This window comes from Paenibacillus whitsoniae (assembly GCF_003955665.1).
Classification (GTDB): domain Bacteria; phylum Bacillota; class Bacilli; order Paenibacillales; family NBRC-103111; genus Paenibacillus_E; species Paenibacillus_E whitsoniae.
Window position 1 is genome coordinate 1 of record NZ_RXHU01000043.1, and the last position, 25,041, is coordinate 25,041.

Here is a 25,041-nt window from a genome sequence, read left to right on the forward strand (position 1 = left end):
AGATGTGTATAAGAGACAGCGTGAAGCGTATGAAGCAAAGCTGGCGGCTGAGCTGGCAGCGGCGCAGGCGGAGCAAGAAGCGGCACTAGCAGAAGCGCAGGAGGCATACGAGATGAAGCTTGCTGCCCTGTCCGAACAGCACAATGCTGAACTTGAAGCTGCCGCGGCCCGTCTCGATGAGGAAGTAACGGTGTTGAATGACATGATGCAGGAGGAAACAGCGAGCAATTTCCGCCGTTTTGAAGATGAGAAAGCAAACATTATCCTCCAATACCAACAGCAGCAATCGAATATTATTCAGCAATTGGAAGCGCAGAGACGCACGGTCATTGAGCAGTACCAGGCTCAGCTTGACGGGTTAATCGCTCAAATTAATGCCGAGCGCAGCGCGCGCGAAGCGCAATTCAAGGAAGAAAAGCAGCAGTTGCTCGATCAGGTCCGCAAGGAGATGGAGACATTGGTGCAGCAGACCGGCGCCGGCGACGAGCATCAGCAGGAACTGTTGGCGGTCAAGGAAGAATACCGGAAGCTGCAAGAGGAGTACCGGAAGCTCCAATCGGAGTACAATGAATGGATTGAGCTTGTAGAAGCCGACAGTCCGATCCGGTAACCGCCTGTGAGCTTGCATACGCTGGACTACGCGCTGCTTGCAATCCTTGTAATCGGACTCTTGCTAGGCTATTTTCGCGGATTCGTTGCTCAAATCGTGTCCATTGCCGGCTTTGTACTCGCCTACTTGGTGGCGTTCTACTTTTACAAAGATACGGCGCCAATCCTGCGAAACGCGATCGCAACGCCGACCTATCAAAACTACGAGCAATACGAGTTCATCGTCAAAGGATTGAACCTGGACACGTACTTCTTTAACGCGTTAGCCTTTGCCGTTCTCTTCTTCGGTGTCAAGATCGCCCTGGTCGTCATCGGTCGGGCGCTGAATATGCTGGCGAAAACGCCGGGCATTAATATGTTGAACCGCTGGAGCGGTGCGCTCCTCGGCCTCGCTGAGGCGTTGCTGATCGTCATTATCGCCGTTAACGTCATGACGATCCTCCCCTCGGACGGCGTGCAGCAATTGATGGCGGAGTCGTCCATCGCGCCTTATCTCATCAACGAGCTGCCGCAGGTGGCCGGTAAGCTCCACGAACTGTGGAAGCAGAAAATCGTCTAACCGCAAAAAGACGCTCCATCCGCCGCAGCAAGGTGGGAGGGAGCGTCTTTTTCGTACTCGAAGCGGCTTCCAGCGCGATGCTCTGTAATAAATAAGATAATAGAGATTACTTATTTGTTTTGTACCTCGCATTTTGAGAAGAATAAGTAATCGAAAATAACTTATTTACCTGAAATCAGCTTGGTAAAGGCCCATATCGATGAAATAAGATATTTCTGTTGTCTTATTCCGCTGCCAATCACCGATTTTTCAGAAATAAGAGATCTTTGATTACTTATTCACGAACGGGTACGCTCGCCCCCCTGCCTTGCCACTAATGGCTACTTTGCCCACGCTTGATTAGTTGCTTTACGTCTGGTTACGAACTTTTCCCATCGTTAGATATCCCAGCCGCGCGCCCCATACTTCCCTGTCAAAGCATACGACCGTATGCGCCTCGAACCGGAAGCGGGCTGCAGCAATCCTAGCTCAACTAGCGAGCGAAGAAGTTTGCCTGCATGGATTCTGCTAGCCCCAAGTCGCTCGGCGACGGCTACAGGCAGCAGCGGCTCGCTAGATTGGGAAGCAATCCGTAGAATCTCCTTTTGCTCCAGAGAAAGCTTCATCCCCCCTTGCCCCTCTCCAAACCAACTGCCCATCATCTGCAGGATGAGCTGCTGACACCGCCGCGGCTTCTCCCGTATGTCGTCATAGGCAAAACGCAGCACTTTCCACCCATCCAGAACCAGATGGTTCTGCCTTGTCAATTGATCTGCGAACTGCCATCGATTCAGTTCTCTATGTTGGGCGCCATATCCGTCAATTTCAATACAGACACGATAATTCCCACGAACATATGCAAAATCCAAATATCGGACGCCGTCCTTAAAATCCGAAACTTCATACTCGGCCTGCAGATCATCAAATCGGCCCATAGCGGGCCACCATACCTGCTCCAGAAATAATTTTTCAGCGTGGCCGTGTCCTTCCAACAGCCGCCGCAGCGCTTCTCCCGACCTCGTTCTCGCCTGCATCTCCATAAATACTTCGTACGCCAAGTCAAATGACATGAGCATCCCTCCATCTCAAACTTAATAAAAAAACCGCCCATCTCCAAAGGAGAGAGCGGTCTGTGTTCTTCACGACCCTATACAACTTATTCAACAACTAGAACAGTTTTCATATCCGCATGCCCTGTACCGCACATGATCGAGCATGTGATCGGGAACGAGCCGGTTTTGTCCGGCGTGAATGTTGCGGTTTTGTTACCATTATTCAAGTTAACATTGAATTCTTTAAGTGCGGCACCATGAACGCCCTGCGAGTTTTCGAGGGTAATCGTCACAGGCTCGCCTTTTTTGACACGATACTCGGTTTGGTCAAACTTGAAATTCGTCGCTTTCAGCACAACCTGCTGACCGGACGCTTGCGCCCCCGCCGTTGGTGTTGCCGCAGACTTGTCCTCTTTATTTCCACATGCTGCAAGGGCGATAGCCAGTGCAATGCCCATGAGTAGAACCAATGCTTTTTTCATAAGGGAACCCCTCCACAATTTGGATTTCCCTTTTATTCTACACGACCTGTTTGCAAAAAGCAGTGACAAACTCGTGAAACAAACGTGGCAAAAAGAAAAGATCGACCCGGCGATGTAGACTCGCAGCAGGCCGACCTTTTTATACGGCAAAGCAGGTTTCCGTATTAACGACGATCTTCTCTTCCTGTCAGCCCTTGTTCGAAAGGGGTTTTGACCGGAATGAACAAGTCGATGATACCAATGACTAACGCAGCTAGTATGGCACCGATAATGCTCGTCGATACATTCGTAACGACAAATTGTGCGGCCCAGATAACCAGCGCGCTAACCAAAAATCCGACGATGCCTCTGCCAAACGGGGTGATTTGCTTACCGAAGATGCCTTCGATAATCCAGGCCGCAATGGCGATCACCAGTGCGAGGAAGAAGGCGCTCCAGAACCCGCCGACGCTAAACCCAGGAACCAACCAACTGACAAACATAAGAACCAAAGCCGAAACGATAAATCTGACCAGATGTCCAAGAAGATGCATGTGTGAACCTCCTTTTCATTTTGGCACTTGATGTAGATTCACAGCTTAGTGTACCCAAGCGGCCGCCGTTTATCGCGGGAGATTCTTCCATATAATCAATGTCTCCGTAGCTAAGCGGCTTCAATTTGGTTTATACTATGGGGTGAAGCGAAGAAAAGAGGTAAACAACGTGAACAAAAAAATTATCAAAACGCTGGAATACGAAAAGATTTTACATAAATTAGCCTATCACGCCGCGACATCCCTGGGAAAAGAAGCGGTCGAAGCGCTCGAGCCGAGCGGCGACTTTGAGCTGGTGAAGCTGCGCCTGCAAGCGACGGACGAAGCGGTCAACGTGGAGCGGTTAAAGGGCAACGCCCCGTTCGGCGGCATTCGCGACATCCGGGCCTCGCTGCACCGGGCCAGAATCGGCGGCATGCTCAATCCGACGGAGCTGCTCGACATCTCGACAACGATGTTTGGTGCGCGCCGCCTGAAACGATTTATCCTCGCCGTCCATGAAGAGTATTCACTGCCTATGCTAAAAGAGAAGGTCGAACTGCTCACGGAGAACAAACCGCTCGAGGATAAAATCAACGCCTGCATCGACGAGAACGCCGTCGTTGTGGACAGCGCGAGCCCCGAGCTCGGCCGCATCCGCAGCGAGCTGCGTACCGGCGAGAGCCGTGTACGCGAGCGCCTGGAGCAGATGATCCGCAACTCGTCCGTGCAGAAAATGCTGCAGGACGTCCTCATCACAATCCGGAACGACCGGTTCGTGATACCGGTCAAAGCGGAGTACCGCTCCAGCTTTGGCGGTATGATTCACGACCAGTCTGCTTCCGGCGCTACGTTATATATTGAGCCCGATGCGATCGTCCAGCTCAATAATAAAATCCGTGAGCTGAAATTCAAGGAAGAAGCCGAGATCGAGAAGGTGCTGCGCGCCCTCACGGCGTTGGTTGCCGAGCAAGTGGATATCCTCGTCTATGACGTGGAGCAATTGGCGGAGCTTGACTTCATCTTCGCCAAGGCAGGACTCGCCCGCGAGCTCAAAGCTTCGCTGCCGCGGCTCAACGACCGCGGCTTTATCAAGATCAAGCGCGGACGTCATCCGCTCATTCCGGCCGACGTCGTCGTGCCGCTCGATCTTGAGATCGGCAACGACTACTCGACGATTATCGTCACAGGCCCGAATACCGGCGGTAAAACGGTATCGCTCAAAACCGTCGGCCTGCTAAGTCTCATGGCGATGTCCGGTCTGTTCGTACCCGCTGAGGAAGGCACGCAGCTTTGCGTCTTCGATGCGATCTACGCCGATATCGGCGACGAGCAGAGCATCGAGCAGAGCTTGAGTACATTTTCCAGCCATATGACGAATATTATCTCTATATTAAGAGATATGACGCCGAAAAGCCTCGTCCTGCTCGACGAGCTTGGCGCGGGTACCGATCCGGCCGAAGGTTCGGCGCTGGCCATTTCCATCCTGGATTACATTCATCAATTCGGCTGCCGCATGATTGCAACGACGCATTACTCCGAGCTGAAGGCTTACGCCTACCAAAAACAGGGCACAATCAATGCCTCGATGGAGTTCGACATCCAGACGCTGAGCCCGACGTACCGCCTCCTGGTCGGCGTCCCGGGCCGAAGCAACGCCTTCGCCATCGCCGAGCGGCTCGGCTTGTCGAAGCGGATCATCGACCATGCGCGCACGCAGGTCGGCGAAGAAGACCAGCGGGTCGAATCGATGATCGCCTCGCTGGAAGAGAATCGGCTCCTCGCGGAGGCCGATCGCCGCAAAGCCGAACAGCTGCGCACAGAGGCCGAAGCGATGCGTAAATCGCTTGAGGCGCAGCAGCTGAAATTCGACGAGCAGCGCGACAAGCTGCTCGAGAAAGCGGAGCGCGACGCGCGTGACGCCGTCGCGAAGGCGCGCCGAGAGGCCGACGAGGTCATCGCGGACCTGCGCCGCATGGCGCTCGAGGAGCGCGGTGCCGTCAAGGACCACCGGCTCGTGGAGGTAAAGCGGCGCCTCGATCAGGCGACGCCGGAGCTGCGCGCGAAGCAGGTGCGGACCGCGAAGAAGAAGCAGGAGACGATCGAGGCGGGCGATGAGGTTCGGGTGGTGAACCTCGGCCAGAAGGGGCACGTCGTCGAGATTGTGAGTGCGACGGAAGCGAGCGTGCAGCTTGGCATTATGAAGATGAAGGTGCCGATTGCGAACTTGGAGAAGCTCGGCAGCGCGCCGAAAGCTGCCACGCAGCAGCCCAAAGCATCATCCTCCGTCAAACGGACGCGCGACGACAACGCCAAGATGGAGCTCGATATGCGCGGCATGAACATGGAAGAGGCGATGATTGAGGCCGATCGCTTCCTCGACGAATCGTTCCTTGCCAATTTCGGGCAAGTATATCTCATCCACGGCAAGGGCACGGGCGTGCTGCGAACAGGTATGCAGGAATATTTGCGCCGCCACAAGCACGTCAAGAGCTACCGCATGGGCAACTACAACGAAGGCGGATCGGGCGTTACCGTGGTCGAGCTGAAATAGACCACAAAATCTTTTTTCTTTTTGAAACCCCGAACGCGAAGTTACGTATGAAAGAGATATAAAAACAGCAATTAATTTTAGGAGGAATACACACATGGGTATTTTCAAAAGACTTCGCGATATGACAATGGCTTCGATCAACGACTTGCTGGATAAAGCGGAAGATCCGGTTAAAATGCTGAACCAATTTCTTCGCGACATGGAAGAGGACATTATGGAAGCGGAAGCTGCGGTAGCGAAACAAATCGCGATCGAGAAGAAATTCAAGCTTCAAGTGGAAGAGTCCGAAGAGATGGTGACAAAGCGGACGGAGCAAGCAATGAAAGCTCTGGAAGCCGGCAACGAAGATTTGGCCCGCCGCGCACTCGAAGACAAGAAAGAGCACCAAACCCGTTATGACGAGCTTAAGAAACAATATGATCTGGCCAAAACGAATGCTGACCAGCTTCGCGCGCAACTGAGCGAAATGAAAGACGAATTTACAAAAATGAAAAACAAAAAAGATTTGCTGATCGCCCGTGCGGAAACAGCGAAAGCGCAAAAGCAAATCAACCAAGCGATGTCCGGCTTCGGTACGGATAACGCGGCGAAAGGCTTCGACCGCATGAGCGAAAAAGTGCTGCAAATGGAAGCTGAAGCACAAGCGAGCGGCGAGATCCGCGCGAAGAACCGCAGTCTTGACGATGAGTTGGACGGCCTGGGCGCAGGCAAAGGCGCGATTGACGATGAGCTTGCTGCAATGAAAGCGAAATTGGCTGAAAAGAAACAATCTTAATGCTATACTAGAACGACCTGCGAGAGACTGAGGAAACTCAGTCTCTACTATCATGTATGGGGATTTTTATACAGGAAGGCAGGAGACGATAATGAACGAAGAGGTGGATGTCTTGCTTAGCAACCCGTATTTGGCGACGCTTGCATTTTTCGCAGTGGCTGTCGTCGCGTTGGTCATTTTCTTGACGGTATTTGAGATGGTAACAAAGTACGACGATTGGGCTGAGATTAAAAAAGGGAACTTGGCCGTTGCCATGGCGACCGGCGGTAAAATTTTCGGAATCTGCAACCTGTTCCGATTTGCCATTTTAAACAATGATACGATGATTCACTCGCTCATTTGGGCGGGATACGGGTTCTTGCTGCTGCTCGTGGCGTATTTCATCTTCGAGTTCTTGACCCCGTTCTTCAAAATCGATGAAGAGATTAAGAACGGCAACCGTGCGGTCGGCTTTCTCTCCTTGATCATCTCCGTCTCGCTGTCGTACGTGGTAGGTGCATGCGTAACCTAGGACAGACAACTTCTTGGAGGCTTGAACGATGAAATACCTGTGGGGGACCCTATTTGCCTTGGCGATTGTTTTTATGGCGATAGGGGTTTATTATGTAATAAAGTATGCATGATGGGAAGTTGTGGAGGATAGAGAAATGAGTGCTCATGAGGAAATCGTTTGTCCTTGGTGTCAGACCGAAATCGTATGGGATCCGGAGATCGGCCCTGAGGATGAATGCCCGCACTGCTTTAACGAATTAAACGATTACCGTACGATTGACTTGAAAGTGAAGCAAACCGGCCAGAAGCTGCGTTTCAATGAGCAGGAGTATGCGGATTCGGAAGAGGACCTGGCGCTGGCGTGGGACGATTCGGACGAACCGCTGGATAAATACGGCGAGAAGGTTCAGCTCATCTCCGACGAACAGGAGGAGGCGCCGGAATGCCCGAGCTGTCATGAGTTCATGCTGCATGCGGGCACAGAGGTGACCAGCGAAACGACGTTTACACCGGTGATTTCGAGAACGCTGGGAAGCGCCTTTTTGACGGGGCCGTATACGTCCGACGTGTACGTGTGTCCTTCCTGTTTTCGTGTGGAGAAAATATTGTCGGATACGGACCGCCTGCTGATGGTGGAGCGCATTAAGGCTGACTAAGCGTTATAGAACAAAAGCCGATTCCTGGCGGAGTCGGTTTTTTTGTGCGCGCATCCTCATATTTTCCCTCGAATGGGGAAGCTTAACTAAAGCTTTTTACCCCGCAAAGAGGAGGAGGCGCATGGAGCAATTGAAGGCAAGCGGCGGCAAGCTGGATTCGCAAGCGATTCTGCTGCTGATCGTGCACACGTTGTTCGGCAGCGCGAATGCTTTGTCCGGTACATTCGTCGGCGTGTATATGTGGAAGGCAAAAAATGATTTTACGATCGTCGGCTGGTTTACGCTTATGACGCATTTGACGATGATGGTGACGTTCTGGCTCGCCGGCAAATGGGTGAAGGAGCATAACAAAATGAACGTTCTGCGCGCGGGCGTTTTTGTATCGGCCTGTTTTTATATGCTGGTGTTATGGCTTGGAAAAGGAAGTGTCAACCACTTTGTATGGCTTGGCATGGTGCAGGGCGTGTCGGTTGGATTTTTTTGGCTCTCTTTCAATGTGGTCTATTTTGAGGTGACGGATCCGGACAATCGCGACAAATTTAACGGCACCGTCGGGCTGCTGGCTGCTGGCGCTGGCATTGTGGCGCCATGGATTTCGGGGATGCTGATTGTCAGCCTGGGGGATCTGGCCGGGTATCGGTTGATTTTTTCCATTTCCCTGGGCATCTTTGTGGCGGGAGTGGTTCTTTCCTTTTTCCTGAAGAAACGGAAAGTGAGCGGCACCTATGAATGGCTGCTGCCGCTGCGAATCTTTCGCTTGGCGGAGACGCCGTGGAAACGGGTGGCAACTGCACTGATGTTTCAAGGCGTACGCGAAGGCGTCTTTGGGTTTATGATCGGCCTCCTCGTCTACATTTCAACGTCGAGCGAGGCGAGTCTCGGGAATTTCGCGCTAATTACGTCGGCCGTTTCTCTTGTGAGCTTCTGGTTGACGGGGCGGTTTATTAAACCCCGCTATCGCAAAATAAGCATGCTGATCGGTTCGGTGATGGTCGTAGCGGCGATTCTTCCGTTTTTTTGGCGTATGTCCTACGGGACGTTGCTGATTTTCGGCATTGGGTCTGCACTGTTCTTTCCTTTGTATTCTGTGCCGATGGTGTCTTCGGTTTTCGATCTGATCGGGGCGGATGAAGAGAGCGCGAAGCAAAGGGAAGAGTACATCGTCTTCCGTGAGCTGTCGCTGAATGTGGGACGTGTGCTGGGCGTGCTGGTGTTCAATCTCGTCATCTCTTGGAGCAAAGCGCCGCTGGTCATCAATGTGCTGCTGCTGGGGATTGGGAGTTCGACGTTTTTTTCATGGCTTTTCATGCGGTGGCGCTTGTCGACTGCGAAATCTTGACATCGGCGCTGTTTACCTGTGACAATGGAAGCAGCTTGCAAGTGGAAAGAGGAGGGGACACCCTTGAAGAACCAAAAAATGTTCAACAGCGTCGCGGAGCTGATCGGGGAGACGCCTGCCGTACGAATCAACCGTCTGGTTGGGCCGGACGATGCCGAGTTATATGTGAAGCTGGAGTATTTTAATCCAAGCGGCAGCGTGAAGGATCGGGCTGCTTATAATTTGATTCACCAAGCGGAGTTGAACGGACAGCTGCAGCCTGGCGCGACAATCATCGAGCCGACGAGCGGCAACACTGGCATCGGTCTTGCCATGAATGCCGCAGCGAAGGGCTATAAAGCCATTCTGGTCATGCCGGACAACATGAGCAAGGAGCGCATTAACCTGCTCAAGGCGTACGGCGCCGAGGTGGTGCTGACGCCGGCCGCCGAGCGCATGCCGGGGGCGATCAAGAAGGCGTTGGAGCTGCAGGCCGGTATCCCGGGCAGCTACATTCCTCAGCAGTTCGAGAATCCGGCGAATCCGAACATTCACCGGACGACGACGGCGCTCGAAGTGCTGGAGCAGATGGAGGGCCGCCTGGACGCTTTCGTCGCCACCTCTGGTACCGGTGGGACGATCACCGGCACAGGCGAGGTTTTGAAGGAGCGCCTGCCGGGGCTGCGCATCTACGTAGTCGAGCCAAAGGGGTCGCCGGTGTTGTCCGGCGGCAGCCCGGGCCCGCACAAGCTTGTGGGAACGAGCCCGGGCTTCGTCCCGGCGATTCTCAACACGAGCGTCTACGACGAGATCGTCCAGGTCGCCGACGAGGACGCGATCCGCACGATGCGCGAGCTCGCGAGCCGCGAGGGTATCCTCGTCGGGCCGTCCGCCGGCGCGTCGGTGTGGACGGGCTTGCAGGTTGCACGAGAGCTGGGGCGTGGCAAGCGCGTGCTGTGCATCGCGCCGGACACGGGCGAACGGTATTTGAGCATGGATATTTGGGAATAGCGGCTGGAGGCCGCCAGGGTGATGAACTCTGGCGGCTTTTGCGCGTTTTGTACACTCTGATGATAAAGAATTTTCAAATATAAGCAAATAATCAGGAAAAGATCAGCAAGCAGGAATTGAATTGGGACGGCAATTCATTGTAAGATGAATGGATGAACGAAAACATTTTGGAGAGGTAGGTTTGACTATGGATGCTTTGAAGCTTAAAATTCTCGAATTACTGAAAGAAGATGCCCGCAGAGGTGCGGATCTGATCGCCACCATGTTGGGTACGACGGAGGCCGAAGTGGCGCGAGCGATAAGCGAGATGGAAGCGGATAAGGTCATCGTCAAATACGCCACGGTTGTCAATTGGAGCAAAGTGGATGATGAGAAAGTTACCGCCCTTATAGAGGTGCAAATTACACCGGAACGCGGACGCGGATTCGATGCGATTGCGGAACGGATTTATTTATATCCTGAAGTAAAATCGGTCTACCTGATGTCGGGCGCGTATGATCTCCTTGTTGAGGTTGAAGGGCACTCACTCAAGCAAGTAGCGGCTTTCGTTTCAAACAAGCTGTCGCCGATCGACCGCGTGCTTTCTACGAAAACGAACTTTATTCTAAAAAAATATAAACAAGACGGCATTATTTTCGAGGATCAGGAAGATGATCACCGGATGCTTGTCTCGCCGTAAGGGAGAGGGATGGCCATGATAAAAGATGAGACACAAGTAACTTCAAGCCCCAAATCCATGAAGGATTACCTTGCACCTGCGGTACGCGATATGAAGCCGTCCGGGATTCGGAAATTTTTTGATTTGGTCAGCAACAGCAAGGAAGATATTATCTCGCTCGGCGTGGGCGAACCTGACTTTTCGACGCCATGGCATGTGCGGGAAGCGGCAGTGCACTCCCTGGAACGAGGCAAAACGAAGTATACGCCGAACTCCGGGCTTCCCGAGCTGCGCGAAGCGATTGCGAACTATTTATATACTTCATTCAAAGTGAAGTATGAGCCAACGAACGAAGTGTTGGTGACGGTCGGTGGCAGCGAAGCGATTGATTTGGCCCTGCGTGCGCTAGTAACGCCTGGGGATGAAATTCTGATTCCGGAGCCGTGCTACATTTCATACTCCCCAATTACGAGCATCAGCGGCGGTGTTCCGGTCGGGATCGAAACGTTCGCGAAGGATCAGTTCAAATTGACGGAGCAGGCTTTGCGCGCGGCCATTACGCCGCGTTCGAAGATTCTCATTCTCTGCTATCCGAGCAATCCAACCGGCGGTATTATGAGCTACGAGGATTGGCTTCCGATTGCCAAGGTTGTCGAAGAGCATGATCTCATCGTCATCTCCGATGAAATTTACGCTGAATTAACTTACGGCCAAAAGCATGCAAGCTTCTCGGCGGTGCCTGGCATGAAGGATCGGACGATTCTCGTCAGCGGCTTTTCCAAAGCGTTTGCGATGACCGGCTGGCGGATGGGCTACGCCTGCGGCCACCGAGAATTGATCTCGGCCATGCTTAAAATTCACCAATACACCGTGATGTGCGCACCGGTCATGGGTCAGGTCGCAGCGCATGAAGCGCTGACGAACGGGCTGGAAGAGAAGGATCGCATGATGGAGTCCTACAACCAGCGCAGACGTTTGATTGTGCGGGGCTTTCGGGAAATCGGCTTCGATTGCCATGAGCCGCAAGGCGCATTTTATGCGTTCCCAAGCATTGCGAAGACGGGCATGACGTCCGAGGAGTTCGCGCAGCGCTTGCTGCATGAAGCCAAGGTGGCGGCTGTGCCGGGCGACGTGTTCGGGCTTGGCGGCGAAGGCCATCTGCGCTGCTCCTATGCGTACAGCGTCTCGCAATTGAATGAAGCGTTGGAGCGAATTGGGAACTTTCTGAGAAAGCTGTAACGGCAAAGATAACCGGCTCCGGCGTCCTTTTATGGACTGGAGTGTGTATGGGCTGATGGCATAGATCTCTTCGAGGATCATGCTTAAAAGGGTGTTCAAATATCCGGAAAACTGGTATGCTAAAGCGAGGAGGGATGAGCATGGCTTTTCTGGAATATCAACTAACAAGCTATCAACGACAGCCGCAAATTTGTGAACAAGACTTCGGTCAACGTTGGTTGAACAGAAGCGCCAAGAAGCACAGTGCCCTCAGCGTACTAGAGGAAGAAATTCATGCGTTGCGGCGGAAAATGGAGCAATTAGTCATGGACGGCCGGGAAATGACATCGGAAGAGGTCGTCTTGCTTAGCACGCAATTAGATCTTAAAATAAATGAATATATGGCCAGCGGAAAGAAAAGTCGGTGAAAACCGGCTTTTCTGCCGAAATAAAGGCCAAAACGGATATGAGGAAGGAATGAACCAAGAATGAAAGCGAAATGGGTACTGGCAGTCATGCTGGGCATGATGCTTGTCCTCTCTGCCTGCGGCGGGCCAAAGGTGGATGTGTCTGTATTTGTCATGGGGCCAAACGGCTTCCCGGCGGAGGCGGCGGAGAAGATGGAAGCGTCGCTGAAATCCAAAATCGGCGAAGTACCTTCGGTGAAGCTGAATACCTCTCCGATTTTCTCCATGGAAAAAATGATCGTCGAGCTGGCGGCCGGCGGGAACGGCATTTTTATTTTGCCGGAAGAGCAGTTTAAGGGGTTAAGCTCGCAAGCGGGCTTCGTATCGTTGGATGAGGTGATTAATCCTGCGGATTACCCAAGCGGCGTCATCGAAGTCCAGGAAGAGGGCAAGCCGGCCGAGAAGCATTTGTACGGCATTCCGCTTGAGGGCAACAAATGGATGAAGGATCAAGGGTACGAAGGCAAAGGGCTCGTCGCGTTTATCCCGGCGAATGCGCCGAAAATGGACGAGGCCAAACAAGTGCTAAAAGTGATTGCGCAAAAATAAAAAAACGTCTATAATCGACCATTAGATTGATAGGTTCATATGTCAGCGATAGGTGCTCAGCCGCACGGTGTTTGTGCGACGAGCTTAAAAGGGAAGCCGGTCAGAGTCCGGCACGGTCCCGCCACTGTAATTCAGCCATGCCCGAGCCGTAAGCTCTTGCATTCGCTGAACAGTCAGATACCTGCCTATTTGTGGTGCGTACGACAATCCTTCGAGGAAAGGATCGCGTTAAATCAGGAAGCGGCTTCTTTTTTCTAGCTGCCTATAACCGCGATTTACGTCTCCTTGATCCGTTTGGGTCAAGGAGTTTTTTTGTCGGATCAATCGAAATCATAGGAGCAGAGAGGAAGAAAAGCAGGATGAAGAAGTGGAACGGGGTTCAAAAGGGGCTTATCGTCTCATTGGCGATGGCGACGATACTAGGCTTGGCCGCGTGCGGCAAAAGCGAGACGAGTATTTCCGATCCGGCGAAGCTGGGCGGCGAGGGGACGAAAGCACCGACAGCGAGCGCATCGCCGGCAGCGGCGTCTAAGAAAACGGTCTACCCGCTGACGGTAAAGGATGCGACGGGCAAGGAATTTACGTTTACGAAGGCGCCGGAGAAGATTGCATCCGTATCGCCGGCTGAAACGGAAGCGTTGTTCGCCATTGGGCTTGAGAATAATATCGTGGGGGTTTCCGATTTTGACGATTACCCGGAAGCGGCTAAATCGAAGCCGAAACTCGGCAGCATTACGAAACCGAACACGGAAGCCGTCATCGCTTCCAATGCGGACATCGTATTCACCGGCGTGTCGATGAAGGCCGATACGGTCGAGAAGCTGCGCGAGATGAAAGTGAACATTTTTAAAGTAGAGCCGAAAACGCTGGATGATGTGATCAAAAACATTCAAATCTACGGCCAGATTACCGATCATCAGGAGCAAGCGGACAAAGTTGTCGCAAAAATGAAAGCGGACATCGAGAAAGTGACGAGTGCAGTTAAAGACGTGAAGCAGGAGAACAAGAAGAAAGTCTATATCGAGTTTGCACCGGGCTGGACGGTCGGCAGCGGCGAGTTCATGGATGAGCTGATCAAGCTGTCCGGCGGTGTTAACGTGGCGACTGCGAAATCGGGCTACTATCAAATTAGCGAGGAAAATATTATTCAACAGGATCCGGGCGTTATTTTGTTTGCGAGCGGTGTCGTAGATTCCAAGACGAAGAAGCCGCTGGAAGACATTATCCGCACGCGCAGCGGGTGGGATGCGATTGCTGCCGTGAAGAACAAGCAAGTAGTGGGGCTTGACCAGAACACGCTAAGCCGCCCAGGCCCTCGTCTGACCGACGGTCTGCTCGCGATGGCAAAAGCGATTTACCCTGAATTGGTGAAATAATGAAAAGAAAATTGTTGCTGGCAGGAGGGGGAGGAGTAATTCTCCTTCTTCTTTCTATTGTGGTAAGCTTATCTATTGGGTCGGCACATCTTCCGATTCCCCAGATTGTCGCAATACTCGGCAAGCATGTGCCTTGGATCGGCAGTCATATCGAAGTGACGTGGCCGAAGTCCTCCGAGCAAATTATGAACCAGGTAAGGTTGCCCCGGGTTTTGCTGGGCGTGCTGGTCGGTGCAGGGCTTTCGCTTGCCGGTGCAGCGTTCCAGGGTGTACTGCGCAATCCGCTGGCGGATCCGTATTCATTGGGCGTATCGTCCGGGGCGTCGGTAGGGGCGGCCTTTATCATTTATTTTGGCCTGCAGGCCGCTTGGCTCGGTCAGTGGTCCATTCCGGTTGCGGCGTTCGGGACGGGGCTTATCACGTTGTTTCTTGTTGTTCGGCTCGCGCAAATGGACGGCAAGCTGAAGATGGAAACGCTGATCTTGTCCGGCGTCGTGATGCAAGCTTTTCTGGGCGCGATTGTGTCCTTCCTGATCTCGATGTCCAAACAGGTGATTAACGAAATCGTATTTTGGCTGATGGGGAGTCTGGCGATGCATGGCTGGGCGTATGTCGGCATTATTTTGCCTTATGTGATTGTTGGACTGATCATTTTACTTAGTTATGCGAGATCGTTGAACCTGTTGGCATTGGGCGAGCGACAGGCGGCGCATCTTGGTGTTCATGTGGAACGGACGAAAGTCATTGTGCTCGTTACCGCTACACTCATAACGGCGGCAGCCGTGTCGGTGGCCGGCGTGATCGGTTTTGTCGGGCTCATCGTGCCGCATCTGGTACGGTTGGTCGTCGGGCCGGATTATCGGCTCATTGTGCCGTTATCCGCGCTGGGCGGCGGCATCTACGTACTGTGGGCGGACACGGTGGCCCGTACGCTGCTCAGCCCTACGGAAATCCCGCTGGGTGTGGTGACGGCGTTTCTGGGGGCGCCATTTTTTGCCTACTTGCTGTATAAGGAAAAAAGGAAGGTCAGAGGCGCATGAGCATGATCGACGTAAAGCAGCTTTCTTATAAAATTAAAGATCAGGCTATCCTGAAGGAGATTAGTTTTCAGGTTGCGGAGGGCGAATTTTTCGGCATTATCGGGCCGAATGGCTCGGGCAAGTCGACGCTGCTTCGCCAATTGTCCGGCGTAGATCCGGTGCGCAGCGGCGAGGTGCGGCTTGGCGGCAAACCTGTCGGCAGCTATTCGCGCAAAGAGCTGGCGAAGTGGCTGGCGGTGCTCCAACAGGACGCGCTCCCGCCTGTCGGATTCACTGTGCGCGAGGTCGTGGAGATGGGCCGTTTTCCTTTTCAAAACTGGCTCGGGGAAGAAAAGGAAGACGCCGACGCGCTCATCACGGCGATTCTGCAGAAGCTGGAGCTGACGGCTCTGGCGGAACGCGCGATTGAACGTCTTAGCGGAGGCGAGCGGCAGCGTGCGGCATTGGCCAAAGTGATGGCCCAGCAGCCGGGCCTGCTGCTTTTGGATGAGCCTACAACGTTCCTTGATATTGGCTACCAAATTCAAATGATGGATTACATTGCGAACTGGCAAAAAGAAACCGGGCTGACGACCGTAGCTGTGCTCCACGATTTGAATTTGGCAGCGCAGTACTGCTCGCGCCTGCTCGTCATTCACGATGGACGCGCCGTTGCAGTGGGGACACCCGAGCAAATTTTGACCAGCGAATTGATTGCTCAAGTATATGGGACGACCCCAATTATTCTGAAGCATCCGGTTAGCGAAGTGCCGCAAGTGCTTCTGCAGCCGGGCCAATAGACGAATGGAGGATGAAGTGATGACTGCAACAAACCAGCTTCAAGCCGTGATTGATCGTATTCAGCCTTTACAGGATGAGGTTGTTCGGCAAGCCGACGACCATTTGAACCAACTAACGAAACCTCCGGGCAGCTTGGGAAAGCTTGAGGATATTGCCAGACAGTTGGCGGGCATTACCGGCGAGGTTATGCCGGTTTTTGAGAAGAAGGCCGTTATTGTTATGGCCGGCGATCACGGGGTGTGCGAGGAAGGCATTTCGGCTTTCCCGGCGGAAGTGACGCCGCAGATGGTGCTGAACTTTCTGGCAGGCGGCGCCGCCGTCAATGTACTGGCACGGCATGCCGGGGCAGACGTTGTTTGCATCGATATGGGCGTGAACGCTGATCTTGAGCATCCGGCACTCCTGTCCCGTAAGGTGCGGAAGGGAACGCGCAATATGGCAAAAGAGGCTGCGCTGACACCAGAGGAAACGCTACAAGCGGTGCTGGCCGGTGTTGAGGTGGTGGACGATCTTGTCGCACAAGGCTATCGGCTGTTTGCCACGGGCGAGATGGGAATCGGCAATACGACGTCCAGCGCAGCAATTCTATGCGCGTTGACGGGGCTGGATGCCGGGGTAGCGGTTGGTCGAGGCACCGGCATCGACGACGCCAAATGGCTGCATAAGATGAACGTGGTGAATCGCGTGCTTGATCTGCACGGCCTGCGTGGGGCGAGTGGTGAGAAAAGCGGTATGGGGAGTGAGGTAAGTGATGAGACGGGCGGCAAGCTAGGTGGCGGGGCAAGAGATGAGAAGAGCGGCGAGATGAGTGGCGGGATGAGTGATGAGACGGGCGAGAAGCTAGGAGATGAGGTAAATGTTGAGAAGAGTGGCGAGATGAGTGGACGTGCGTTGGAGGTGCTGGAAAAAGCGGGCGGCCTTGAAATCGCCGGACTTGTCGGCGTCATTCTCGGCGCTGCGCAGCATCGCTGTCCGGTCGTGATCGACGGCTTCATCTCATCGGCAGCTGCATTGGTTGCCAGCCGACTGGCTCCACTCAGCGCGTCGTACATGCTGGCCTCGCACCTGTCGCAGGAGCAGGGGCATGCGAAGCTGCTGGAAGCAATCGGCCTCAGCGCGATGCTGCATATGGACATGCGGCTAGGCGAAGGCTCTGGTGCGGTTCTGGCGTTTCCGATGATTGAAGCGGCCGGTAAAATCATGAAGGAAATGGCAACGTTTGAAAGTGCGGGCGTGTCTAGGGAGTAACAGCCTGGAGTGAGGTGCGATCGTATGCCTCAGCTGCTCTCCATTCCACAAATCGGATGGGGTGCAGTCAGCGGCGTGAGTACGTTACGGAGGAGGCGTCGCTGCTGCTAACGGGCGCAATAGCGCTTATTTGGTGAAAAAGGCTCTCTTGCGGACGCTAACGGTTGTCACAGAGGCTATTTCCATGAAATCGATTCGATTTGCCTTGATTTCTTTGAAATATGCGTGGTGGCAACCGTTAGATTATAATCAGCTTGCTTTTCGGGACAATAAGCGCGCTGGTATCCGTTACGGCTTTTCTCCACGGCTTCTCGCTATGTTGTTTGGTCAAGCTGCGATCCCCAAAAGTTGTCAGTATAGAAGATTAGCGGAACGTCAGTTCACTATTTGAGCCTAATCATGCTATTCTTAAGTAATAGAGGAACGTAGATACCTTATTCCACCTCAAAACCGATAAATCCCCTTGGATTAGCATAAATAAGGGCTTTCCGTTCCGCTTGGATGCCCCACGCACACTTTTTATCAAATTAGCGTCCTCTCGTTCCGCATCTGTTGAACAACACTAACGTTCGACTGCGGATTTGATCTCATTGCGGCCAGCTACCTAACCTGGCATCCTTGTTCCCCCTATGTTTTGCACATTAGCGGTAACTACTCATACATGCTGGTGGGGTTCTGGAGATTGCGGGATCGGAAGGTGGGAAGGTTGAGCGAGATAAAGGTACTCACAATGCAGCCACCATGCAGTTGTGAGGCATCACAAGGAATGGAAATTTGTGCAGGCGGAACCGAGCTATTGTCACGGTAGTAACAAAAGAGGAGGTTTTTCGTGGCTGTTCTAATAACGGGAGGCGCGCGAAGCGGGAAAAGCGGCTTCGCTGAGCGGCTCGCGATGCATCGCGGTTCGCATGGGATCTATATCGCGACTTCGCAAATATATGATGAGGAAATGCGCGAGCGGGTTAGCCGTCATCGGCGGCAGCGGGAGACGGCAGGCTTCCCGTGGGTGACGCAGGAGGAACCGCTGGGGCTGCTAGAGCTACTGACGTCGAGCGGGCTTGACGGCGGCAACCTGCAGACCGTCGTATTGGTAGACTGCCTGACGCTGTGGCTGACGAACTGGCTGCTCAAGGTGGAGAGTGAGCCGAATTGCGAGGAGCTGGTCATGCAGCAAATCAAGGAGCTGGCGGATGCGGTGTCCTCCTACAGTGGACACTTACTGCTGGTGACGAATGAAGTCGGGGACGGCATCGTGCCGGAGTACCCGCTGGGACGGCAGTTCCGCGACTTGGCTGGCTGGATGAATCAGCGGCTGGCAGAGGTGTGCGAGGAGGTTTTTCTTGTAACGGCAGGCATACCGGTTGAATTGAAAAGCATTGCTTACAGGATCGGGGATGGGGCAGCGACGGGGCAGGCGGACTCACGGTTGCCTTCGCAAGCGCCAGGCTCGCAAGCGCCCGACACGCAAGCGTCTGACTCGCAAGCACCAGGTCCGCAATCGCCAGGCTCGCAAGAGGCTGACACGCAAGCGTCTACTCCGTATACGATTGCACCACGGATGCTTTCTCCGGATCAAAGGCGGTGATCGCCATGTGGATGTATTCTTGGCAGGAACTCTTTGGCATGACGGGAGCCGCCATCCTCATTGACTGGCTGGTCGGCGATCCGAAATGGCCGACGCATCCGGTTATTTTGATCGGCCGCTGGATTCGGTGGGTGGAAGGGAAGCTGTACGGCAAGCCGGCCGATGCCGGCAGCAGCCCGGCCTACTCAGACAAGCAGCTTCGCGCCAGAGGAATTGTGCTGATGCTGTCCACGATCCTGTTGAGCTTTCTTGTCATGGCTGCGCTTGTGTGGATCGCGGACGCCATTCATCCATGGCTCGGCTATGCCGTGTCCACGTGGTTCATCTCCACGACTGTGGCGATCAAAGGCCTGAAGGACGCGGCGTACCTCGTCGCCGTCCCGCTGCAGGCGGGCAACCTCGCGGACGCCCGCAAGTACACCGGCTACATCGTCGGCCGTGACACGGCGGCGCTCGATGAGCCGGAGCTGACGCGCGCCGTCGTGGAGACGGTCGCGGAGAACATCGTGGACGCGGTCGTCGCGCCACTCTGCTACGCCCTGCTTGGCGGCGCGCCGCTCGCCATGCTGTACCGGGCATCGAATACGCTGGATTCGATGGTGGGCTACCGAAATGACCGCTACGGTCATTTCGGCTGGGCGTCGGCCCGCTGGGACGACGCCATGAACTGGATCCCGGCGCGTCTCACCGGGATGCTGCTCGTGCTCGTGGCCCTGGCCAAGCCGGGCCTCTCGGCAAGGCGTGCGGCGGCGGCCGTGCGCCGCTTCGCGCACTTGCATCCCAGCCCGAACAGCGGCATACCCGAGTCGGCGGTCGCCGGCGCACTCGGGATAGAGCTCGGCGGGCTGAACGTGTACGGCGGCGTCGCCAGCGAGCGCGCGCGCCTCGGGTGGCCGCTGCGTCCGCGGACGCAGCGGGATATTAGGTACGCCGTAGAGATGCTCTACGGCGTCAGTTATGTCATGATGGGAGGATTGCTGTGCGCCTTACTCGTCTTTGCATGGATTGGCTGAAGGCGTGCGTCGCCGCCTTTCAGTTCTTGACGCGCCTGCCGATTCCGCTGCAGATCGATTACACCGAAGCGGTGTTTCGGCGCAGCGTTGTTTTTTATCCGCTCGCCGGGGCCGTCATCGGGGGACTGTTGTATGGCGCAGGGGCCTTGCTGGTGCATCTGCTGCCGCCGCTGCCCGCCGCTGCGCTGCTGCTCGCCTTCTGGATCGCCCTGACCGGCGGCCTTCATCTCGACGGGCTGATGGATACCGCCGACGGTGTGCTCAGCCATCGCTCGCGCGAGCGAATGCTGGAAATCATGAAAGACAGCCGCGTCGGCGCGATGGGTGTGATCGTTTGTGTGATGCATGTGCTTGTGAAGCTGTCATTAGTATATACGTGGCTTGAAATGTTGAAGTCAAACGATGGAGGCAGTTGGCGGCTGGGGCTCATCCTTGCGCCGATGTGGAGCCGCTGGTTTATGGTGGCGGCGATTCAAGGCTGGCCGTATGCCCGCAAAGAGGCAGGGCTAGGCAGCCTGTTTCAAAGCGTCACCCCGCGCTTCACTTCAGCTTCGTTGGGCGTAGCCCTGCTCACCACTACGCTTGTGGCGTGCATTGCCGGCCAAGGTGTAAGCGGGATGGCCCAGCTGCTGCTTGGCGCAGCGCTCCTCACCGTGTTTGCAGGCGTCGCGTTCGGCGCTTATTTCGCCCGCAAGCTGGGCGGGCAGACCGGGGATACGTACGGGGCGATCAACGAGCTGCTGGAAAGTGTGATTTTACTAGGATCTATAATCGCTATGCTTCATATTTAGCGTGTGAAAAGGAGACATTGGCATGCTGGAACGATATGGGCACGGCGGCGACCTGTTGACAGCGCAGGAGACGTTCGGCCTACCAAAAGAGCACTTTACGGACTTCAGTTCGAACATGAATCCGCTCGGCCCCCCGGCTTGTGTGCGGGAAATTGTGGCGGAGGGATGGAAGGACATTCACAAATATCCCGATCCTGCGGTTCGGGCCTTACGGGGCAAGCTGGCGCATAAATACGGGGTCGACCCGGAGAGCATCCTGGTCGGCAATGGGGCCGCAGAACTGATCGATCTGATCGTCCGCGTGCTGAAGCCGGAAAGAACGGGACTGGCCAGACCTTCGTTCAGTGAATACGAGGAAGCGGTGCATAAGACGGATGGGAAGCTGCTCAATATTCCGTTGTTAGCCGGGAACGGGTTCGCGCTCGCGGAGTCTGAACTGGATCGCGTCATGTCGCATACGGACCTGCTCTTTCTTGGACATCCGAACAACCCGACCGGCAGGCTAATTGCGGGTGACGTTCTGGACATGCTGCTGCGCAGTAAGCGCAGGCTTGTGCTGGACGAAGCGTTCATGGATTTTATTGAGGATGAGCAGTCACACTCGATGCTTCCGCTTGCCTCGCAAAGCCGCGATCTGATCGTCATTCGCTCCATGACGAAGTTTTATTCGATCCCCGGCATTCGACTCGGTTTCATGGTCGCGCATCCGGAGCTGATTCGCGAGGCCCGCCGGCTGCAAGTGCAGTGGAGCGTGAACGACCTGGCCCAGCGCATCGGCTGTGCGGTGCTCGAGGACACGCCGTTTGAGGAGGCTAGCCGGAGGTGGCTGCGTGAGGAGAAGCCATGGCTCAGCGCACAGCTCGGTTCATTGGGACTCGAAGTCGTGCCGAGCGATGTGAACTTTCTGCTGTTCTCGTTTCCTAAGGCAACGGGGATGACGGCAGCCAATGCGCAGCAGCTTCTGGGACAGCAGGGCATTCTGCTCCGGGACGCTTCCCACTTTGAAGGGCTGGACGAACGGTATTGCCGGGTAGCCGTGAGGCTGAGAGCGGATAACGAAAAGCTGGTTGCTGCGCTCACGATGATATTGGATGCATTCCCCGTCTCTGGGGGAAGGGGAGGTGTTCACCATGAGGCATGAGGAAGGAAATGACGACGTGATGCAAGCGAAACCTACTCAAGCGCAGGCGGCCACACTGATGGTGCAGGGAACTGCTTCCGATGTCGGCAAAAGCATTCTGACTGCGGCGTTGTGCCGCATCTTTGTACAGGATGGCTGGCGGACGGCGCCTTTTAAATCCCAAAATATGTCCCTCAATTCCTATATCACGTATGACGGCAAGGAGATCGGCCGGGCGCAGGGCGTGCAGGCGGATGCGTGCCGTATTCTCGCGACGACGGACCATAATCCCATTCTGCTCAAGCCGAAGCAGGATATGGTCGCGCAGGTTGTTGTGCACGGCAAGCCGTATGCGGACCTGGATGCCCGCACGTACCGGGAGCAATACTTGGCGGTAGCGGAAGGTATCGTCAAGGAGTCGCTGGCTCGCCTTCGCGCAGGGCATGATTTGATCGTACTGGAAGGTGCGGGTAGTCCGGCGGAGGTCAATCTCAAAGATCGCGATATCGTCAACATGCGCCTTGCAGGCTGGGCGGATGCGCCGGTGCTGCTGGTGGCGGACATTGATCGGGGCGGTGTTTTCGCATCGATCGTCGGCACATTGGAAATCTTGACGCCGGAGGAACGGGACAGAGTCAAAGGGTTTATCATTAATAAATTTCGCGGTGATGTCTCCCTGCTGAAGCCAGGACTCGATTGGTTGGAAGCCAAAACCGGAAAGCCGGTGCTCGGTGTGATTCCTTATTTGCCGCAGCTAGGCATCGAGGATGAAGATTCGGCTTCACTTGACAGCAAGCGAAGCATGAAGCAGCGCGAGGTGCGCGAAAAGAGGCAGGATCAGCTGGACATTGCGGTGATTCGACTGCCGAGGCTCTCCAATTTTACGGATTTCGATCCGTTAGAAGAGGAGCCGGACGTTCATTTTCGTTATATTTCCCACTTGTCCGAGTGGGGAACGCCGGATGCAATTTTGCTGCCGGGCAGTAAGAACACGATGGACGATCTTTACCACTTGAAGGAAAGCGGGCTTGCCGCCCGTATTCAGGCATTTGCGCAGGAGGAGCAGGGCCATGTCGCCGGCATTTGCGCAGGATACCAGATGCTAGGGGGGATTTTACACGATCCGGATGGTTTCGAATCCGACCATGTGCGGCTGCGAGGATTGGGCTTACTGCCGACGGAAACCTTTTTCACGCCGGAAAAAAGAACGGTCCGAGTGGCCGGGGTCTCTTCTCTTTTTGCGGAAGACGGAATAGGCTATGAGATTGAAGGGTATGAAATTCATATGGGCCGTACGCGCTATTCTCGCGAGGTCGAGGCGCCGTTTCTGATCACCGAAACCTCGTCAACCCACGGGGAGCGGCATCCTGACGGGGCCGCATCGCTCGATCAGCGGGTGTGGGGAACGTACGTGCACGGCATTTTGCATAATGACGATTTCCGGAGGGCTTGGTTAAACCACATCCGTGCGGGTAAAGGGCTGCCGCCGGCAACGGTGGGCGTTCGTTTCAAAGCGAAGCGGGAGGCGGCCTTCGACCGGTTGGCGGACCATGTGCGGGAGCATTTGGATCTTGCCGCTATCTATGAGATGATAGAACTGCCCTTATCCATACACAAGGAGGAGAAGTGCTAGGATGAAAATTTATACGCGTACGGGAGATGCCGGACAGACGGGGGTTATCGGCGGACGGGTCGATAAGGACGATGACCGCGTTGAAGCTTACGGCACGACGGATGAGCTGAACTGTTTCGTGGGTCAGGCGATGAGTTTTATGGACCCACAGCTGTACCCGGACTTGCTGCCGGATCTGCTGCAGGTGCAGCACGAACTGTTTGACTGCGGCTCCGATCTTGCGCTGCTGAAGCCGGAGCTGCGTCCCTATAAAGTAACGGCGGCGATGGTAGACGCGCTGGAAGCGTGGATTGATAAATACGATCAAGAGACGCCGGATATTACGCGCTTTATTTTGCCTGGCGGAGGAAAAGTCTCCTCTACCTTGCATGTGTGCCGCACCGTGTGCAGGCGGGCTGAGCGCCTTGTCGTTACGCTGGCGCGCACGCAGGAGATCAATCCAGAGGTTCGCCGCTATTTGAACCGGCTGTCCGATTTCTTTTTTACCGTGGCTAGAACCGCGAATTTTCGCGAGGGTGTGCCGGATGTGGAGTATGTGCGAAGCGCAGAGGTGTTCAGACGCAAATCATGAGCTATTACGAGCCTTTAGTGTATATTGTACCGGAGGAAGAAGAGGGTTTCCTTCTCAAAACGGTGCTGCAAAAACGGTTGATGGTGTCCCGCAAGCTGCTCTCCCGCATTAAATTGACCGAGCAGGGCATTATGGTGAATGGAGAGCGGAAGTACATTAACGTCAAGGTCAACGCCGGCGACCGGGTTGAAATTCGCATGGAGGCCGAAGTGTCGGAGGATATTCTGCCTCAGGACATGCCGCTGCACATTTTGCATGAGGATGAGCAGCTGCTCATTCTGGCGAAGGACGCCGGCATCATTGTGCATCCGACGCACGGCCATTACATGAATACGATTGCCAACGGCGTTGTGTATCATTGGCAGCAGATGGGCGTTTCCTGCCGATTCCGGCCGGTTCACCGGCTTGATCAGGAGACGTCCGGCGTGCTTTGCATTGCCAAGAATCCGTATGTGCATCAACAGATTTCCGAGCAGATGATTCGCCACGAAGTGAAGAAAGAATATCTCGCTTTCGTATGGGGCACCGTGGCCGAACCTAAGGGGACGATCACGGGGCCGATCGACCGCGATCCTGAGCAGCCCCATGTGCGCATCGTGACGCCGGACGGCTATTCGGCTGTGACGCACTATGAGGTCGTGGAACAATTTGCGTCCGCAGCACTTGTACGCATTTGGCTGGAGACGGGGCGTACACACCAGATTCGCGTGCATATGCGCCATATCGGTCATCCGCTGCTGGGGGACAAGATGTACACCTTGCCGCAGTTTGAGGCGGAAGCCGAAGGGTTGGAGGCAAGCGGGTGCTTGTCGCGTCAAGCGTTGCATGCGCATAGGCTGGGCTTCCAGCATCCGGGAACGCGCGAATGGACCGAGTATCGGGCGCCGCTTCCAGGGGATTTGTCCGAGCTTCATCGCTGGCTGCAAGAAAAATCGTAAAAATGTAAGAACCATCCCAAATATTGGATGGTTTTTCTTTGCAATTGCTTGACTT

25 protein-coding genes, 2 pseudogenes and 1 riboswitch are annotated in these 25,041 nt (G+C 54.7%); of the genes and pseudogenes, 24 read left to right on the plus strand and 3 right to left on the minus strand.

The window, feature by feature from the left end:
- Together EJQ19_RS31845 and EJQ19_RS15650 are read left to right on the plus strand one after the other, a co-directional pair.
- A pseudogene (locus EJQ19_RS31845) lies at window positions 1-610 on the plus strand (hypothetical protein); the annotation flags it as partial.
- Between the two features lie 6 nt (window positions 611-616).
- Window positions 617-1,168 carry a CvpA family protein gene (locus EJQ19_RS15650; RefSeq protein WP_241242929.1) on the plus strand — a complete coding sequence of 184 codons (552 nt, stop codon included), beginning with the start codon at window positions 617-619 and terminating at the stop codon, window positions 1,166-1,168.
- Window positions 1,169-1,545: 377 nt separating this feature from the next.
- Here the strand turns inward: EJQ19_RS15650 and EJQ19_RS15655 are convergent, their stop codons facing one another.
- From EJQ19_RS15655 to EJQ19_RS15665, 3 genes are all read right to left on the minus strand, one after another.
- Window positions 1,546-2,217, minus strand: coding sequence for a DUF559 domain-containing protein (locus EJQ19_RS15655; RefSeq protein WP_126142180.1), 672 nt, complete (start codon window positions 2,215-2,217; stop codon window positions 1,546-1,548).
- An 86-nt stretch (window positions 2,218-2,303) separates the two neighbouring features.
- Window positions 2,304-2,681: a cupredoxin domain-containing protein gene (locus EJQ19_RS15660; RefSeq protein ID WP_126142181.1), complete on the minus strand. Its 378-nt coding sequence runs from the start codon at window positions 2,679-2,681 to the stop codon at window positions 2,304-2,306.
- A gap of 164 nt (window positions 2,682-2,845) precedes the next feature.
- Window positions 2,846-3,214 carry a phage holin family protein gene (locus EJQ19_RS15665; RefSeq protein WP_126142182.1) on the minus strand — a complete coding sequence of 123 codons (369 nt, stop codon included), beginning with the start codon at window positions 3,212-3,214 and terminating at the stop codon, window positions 2,846-2,848.
- Window positions 3,215-3,383: 169 nt separating this feature from the next.
- On the opposite strand from EJQ19_RS15665, the gene EJQ19_RS15670 reads away from it, so the two are divergent.
- From EJQ19_RS15670 to EJQ19_RS15775, 22 genes and pseudogenes are all read left to right on the plus strand, one after another.
- On the plus strand, window positions 3,384-5,747 hold the full coding sequence (locus EJQ19_RS15670) for an endonuclease MutS2 (RefSeq protein ID WP_126142183.1): 2,364 nt from the start codon (window positions 3,384-3,386) through the stop codon (window positions 5,745-5,747).
- Between the two features lie 94 nt (window positions 5,748-5,841).
- Window positions 5,842-6,522 carry a PspA/IM30 family protein gene (locus EJQ19_RS15675; RefSeq protein WP_126142184.1) on the plus strand — a complete coding sequence of 227 codons (681 nt, stop codon included), beginning with the start codon at window positions 5,842-5,844 and terminating at the stop codon, window positions 6,520-6,522.
- A gap of 91 nt (window positions 6,523-6,613) precedes the next feature.
- Window positions 6,614-7,033 carry a DUF350 domain-containing protein gene (locus tag EJQ19_RS15680; RefSeq protein WP_126142185.1) on the plus strand — a complete coding sequence of 140 codons (420 nt, stop codon included), beginning with the start codon at window positions 6,614-6,616 and terminating at the stop codon, window positions 7,031-7,033.
- 136 nt (window positions 7,034-7,169) lie between these two features.
- Complete coding sequence (locus EJQ19_RS15685) at window positions 7,170-7,670, plus strand: hypothetical protein (RefSeq protein WP_126142186.1); 501 nt, start codon at window positions 7,170-7,172, stop codon at window positions 7,668-7,670.
- Between the two features lie 121 nt (window positions 7,671-7,791).
- Window positions 7,792-9,009 (plus strand): MFS transporter, encoded by a 1,218-nt coding sequence (locus tag EJQ19_RS15690; RefSeq protein ID WP_126142187.1) that lies wholly within the window; start codon window positions 7,792-7,794, stop codon window positions 9,007-9,009.
- A gap of 78 nt (window positions 9,010-9,087) precedes the next feature.
- Complete coding sequence (gene cysK, locus EJQ19_RS15695; protein ID WP_206438434.1) at window positions 9,088-9,999, plus strand: cysteine synthase A; 912 nt, start codon at window positions 9,088-9,090, stop codon at window positions 9,997-9,999.
- Between the two features lie 187 nt (window positions 10,000-10,186).
- Window positions 10,187-10,678 carry an Lrp/AsnC family transcriptional regulator gene (locus EJQ19_RS15700; protein ID WP_126142244.1) on the plus strand — a complete coding sequence of 164 codons (492 nt, stop codon included), beginning with the start codon at window positions 10,187-10,189 and terminating at the stop codon, window positions 10,676-10,678.
- Window positions 10,679-10,693: 15 nt separating this feature from the next.
- The gene (locus tag EJQ19_RS15705; protein ID WP_126142188.1) at window positions 10,694-11,896 is read left to right on the plus strand and encodes an aminotransferase class I/II-fold pyridoxal phosphate-dependent enzyme; all 1,203 of its coding nucleotides are present in this window, start codon (window positions 10,694-10,696) and stop codon (window positions 11,894-11,896) included.
- 140 nt (window positions 11,897-12,036) lie between these two features.
- Window positions 12,037-12,303 (plus strand): aspartyl-phosphate phosphatase Spo0E family protein, encoded by a 267-nt coding sequence (locus EJQ19_RS15710; RefSeq protein ID WP_164716573.1) that lies wholly within the window; start codon window positions 12,037-12,039, stop codon window positions 12,301-12,303.
- 60 nt (window positions 12,304-12,363) lie between these two features.
- A complete protein-coding gene (locus EJQ19_RS15715) occupies window positions 12,364-12,891 on the plus strand; it encodes a hypothetical protein (RefSeq protein ID WP_126142190.1) in 528 nt (175 codons plus the stop codon).
- A gap of 33 nt (window positions 12,892-12,924) precedes the next feature.
- A riboswitch (cobalamin riboswitch) is annotated at window positions 12,925-13,094 on the plus strand.
- A 156-nt stretch (window positions 13,095-13,250) separates the two neighbouring features.
- Window positions 13,251-14,267, plus strand: a complete 1,017-nt coding sequence (locus EJQ19_RS15720) for an ABC transporter substrate-binding protein (RefSeq protein WP_126142191.1) — start codon at window positions 13,251-13,253, stop codon at window positions 14,265-14,267.
- Window positions 14,267-15,307 carry a FecCD family ABC transporter permease gene (locus tag EJQ19_RS15725; protein WP_126142192.1) on the plus strand — a complete coding sequence of 347 codons (1,041 nt, stop codon included), beginning with the start codon at window positions 14,267-14,269 and terminating at the stop codon, window positions 15,305-15,307. Before EJQ19_RS15720 ends, EJQ19_RS15725 begins: the two co-directional genes overlap by 1 nt.
- Window positions 15,308-15,309: 2 nt before the next feature.
- Entirely contained in the window at window positions 15,310-16,086 is a 777-nt protein-coding gene (locus tag EJQ19_RS15730) for a heme ABC transporter ATP-binding protein (RefSeq protein WP_126142245.1), read from the plus strand.
- 19 nt (window positions 16,087-16,105) lie between these two features.
- Window positions 16,106-17,335 (plus strand): nicotinate-nucleotide--dimethylbenzimidazole phosphoribosyltransferase, encoded by a 1,230-nt coding sequence (locus EJQ19_RS15735; RefSeq protein ID WP_164716574.1) that lies wholly within the window; start codon window positions 16,106-16,108, stop codon window positions 17,333-17,335.
- Window positions 17,336-17,519: 184 nt separating this feature from the next.
- Complete coding sequence (locus EJQ19_RS15740) at window positions 17,520-17,726, plus strand: hypothetical protein (RefSeq protein WP_126142194.1); 207 nt, start codon at window positions 17,520-17,522, stop codon at window positions 17,724-17,726.
- A 438-nt stretch (window positions 17,727-18,164) separates the two neighbouring features.
- Window positions 18,165-18,725, plus strand: a pseudogene (gene cobU / locus EJQ19_RS15745) (bifunctional adenosylcobinamide kinase/adenosylcobinamide-phosphate guanylyltransferase); the annotation flags it as partial.
- Between the two features lie 200 nt (window positions 18,726-18,925).
- Entirely contained in the window at window positions 18,926-19,933 is a 1,008-nt protein-coding gene (gene cbiB, locus EJQ19_RS15750; protein WP_126142196.1) for an adenosylcobinamide-phosphate synthase CbiB, read from the plus strand.
- Window positions 19,900-20,724, plus strand: a complete 825-nt coding sequence (gene cobS, locus EJQ19_RS15755; protein WP_338143335.1) for an adenosylcobinamide-GDP ribazoletransferase — start codon at window positions 19,900-19,902, stop codon at window positions 20,722-20,724. Before cbiB ends, cobS begins: the two co-directional genes overlap by 34 nt.
- Before the next feature lie 22 nt (window positions 20,725-20,746).
- Complete coding sequence (cobD, locus tag EJQ19_RS15760; protein WP_126142197.1) at window positions 20,747-21,865, plus strand: threonine-phosphate decarboxylase CobD; 1,119 nt, start codon at window positions 20,747-20,749, stop codon at window positions 21,863-21,865.
- Window positions 21,855-23,477, plus strand: coding sequence for a cobyric acid synthase (locus tag EJQ19_RS15765; protein WP_241242930.1), 1,623 nt, complete (start codon window positions 21,855-21,857; stop codon window positions 23,475-23,477). The genes cobD and EJQ19_RS15765 overlap by 11 nt, the downstream gene beginning before the upstream one ends.
- A gap of 1 nt (window position 23,478) precedes the next feature.
- Complete coding sequence (locus EJQ19_RS15770) at window positions 23,479-24,048, plus strand: cob(I)yrinic acid a,c-diamide adenosyltransferase (RefSeq protein ID WP_126142198.1); 570 nt, start codon at window positions 23,479-23,481, stop codon at window positions 24,046-24,048.
- Window positions 24,045-24,986 (plus strand): RluA family pseudouridine synthase, encoded by a 942-nt coding sequence (locus EJQ19_RS15775; protein ID WP_126142199.1) that lies wholly within the window; start codon window positions 24,045-24,047, stop codon window positions 24,984-24,986. Before EJQ19_RS15770 ends, EJQ19_RS15775 begins: the two co-directional genes overlap by 4 nt.
- The last annotated feature ends 55 nt before the right edge of the window (window positions 24,987-25,041 follow it).

What these genes read in the sequence shown, in the direction of transcription:
- EJQ19_RS15655 (WP_126142180.1), bottom strand. Translation starts at nt 2,217, where the DNA reads ATGTCATTTGACTTGGCGTACGAAGTATTTATGGAGATGCAGGCGAGA.
- EJQ19_RS15660 (WP_126142181.1), bottom strand. Translation starts at nt 2,681, where the DNA reads ATGAAAAAAGCATTGGTTCTACTCATGGGCATTGCACTGGCTATCGCC.
- EJQ19_RS15665 (WP_126142182.1), bottom strand. Translation starts at nt 3,214, where the DNA reads ATGCATCTTCTTGGACATCTGGTCAGATTTATCGTTTCGGCTTTGGTT.
- EJQ19_RS15675 (WP_126142184.1), top strand. Translation starts at nt 5,842, where the DNA reads ATGGGTATTTTCAAAAGACTTCGCGATATGACAATGGCTTCGATCAAC.
- EJQ19_RS15680 (WP_126142185.1), top strand. Translation starts at nt 6,614, where the DNA reads ATGAACGAAGAGGTGGATGTCTTGCTTAGCAACCCGTATTTGGCGACG.
- EJQ19_RS15685 (WP_126142186.1), top strand. Translation starts at nt 7,170, where the DNA reads ATGAGTGCTCATGAGGAAATCGTTTGTCCTTGGTGTCAGACCGAAATC.
- EJQ19_RS15690 (WP_126142187.1), top strand. Translation starts at nt 7,792, where the DNA reads ATGGAGCAATTGAAGGCAAGCGGCGGCAAGCTGGATTCGCAAGCGATT.
- cysK (WP_206438434.1), top strand. Translation starts at nt 9,088, where the DNA reads ATGTTCAACAGCGTCGCGGAGCTGATCGGGGAGACGCCTGCCGTACGA.
- EJQ19_RS15700 (WP_126142244.1), top strand. Translation starts at nt 10,187, where the DNA reads ATGGATGCTTTGAAGCTTAAAATTCTCGAATTACTGAAAGAAGATGCC.
- EJQ19_RS15705 (WP_126142188.1), top strand. Translation starts at nt 10,694, where the DNA reads ATGATAAAAGATGAGACACAAGTAACTTCAAGCCCCAAATCCATGAAG.
- EJQ19_RS15710 (WP_164716573.1), top strand. Translation starts at nt 12,037, where the DNA reads ATGGCTTTTCTGGAATATCAACTAACAAGCTATCAACGACAGCCGCAA.
- EJQ19_RS15715 (WP_126142190.1), top strand. Translation starts at nt 12,364, where the DNA reads ATGAAAGCGAAATGGGTACTGGCAGTCATGCTGGGCATGATGCTTGTC.
- EJQ19_RS15720 (WP_126142191.1), top strand. Translation starts at nt 13,251, where the DNA reads ATGAAGAAGTGGAACGGGGTTCAAAAGGGGCTTATCGTCTCATTGGCG.
- EJQ19_RS15725 (WP_126142192.1), top strand. Translation starts at nt 14,267, where the DNA reads ATGAAAAGAAAATTGTTGCTGGCAGGAGGGGGAGGAGTAATTCTCCTT.
- EJQ19_RS15730 (WP_126142245.1), top strand. Translation starts at nt 15,310, where the DNA reads ATGATCGACGTAAAGCAGCTTTCTTATAAAATTAAAGATCAGGCTATC.
- EJQ19_RS15735 (WP_164716574.1), top strand. Translation starts at nt 16,106, where the DNA reads ATGACTGCAACAAACCAGCTTCAAGCCGTGATTGATCGTATTCAGCCT.
- EJQ19_RS15740 (WP_126142194.1), top strand. Translation starts at nt 17,520, where the DNA reads ATGAAATCGATTCGATTTGCCTTGATTTCTTTGAAATATGCGTGGTGG.
- cbiB (WP_126142196.1), top strand. Translation starts at nt 18,926, where the DNA reads ATGTGGATGTATTCTTGGCAGGAACTCTTTGGCATGACGGGAGCCGCC.
- cobD (WP_126142197.1), top strand. Translation starts at nt 20,747, where the DNA reads ATGCTGGAACGATATGGGCACGGCGGCGACCTGTTGACAGCGCAGGAG.
- EJQ19_RS15765 (WP_241242930.1), top strand. Translation starts at nt 21,855, where the DNA reads ATGAGGCATGAGGAAGGAAATGACGACGTGATGCAAGCGAAACCTACT.
- EJQ19_RS15770 (WP_126142198.1), top strand. Translation starts at nt 23,479, where the DNA reads ATGAAAATTTATACGCGTACGGGAGATGCCGGACAGACGGGGGTTATC.
- EJQ19_RS15775 (WP_126142199.1), top strand. Translation starts at nt 24,045, where the DNA reads ATGAGCTATTACGAGCCTTTAGTGTATATTGTACCGGAGGAAGAAGAG.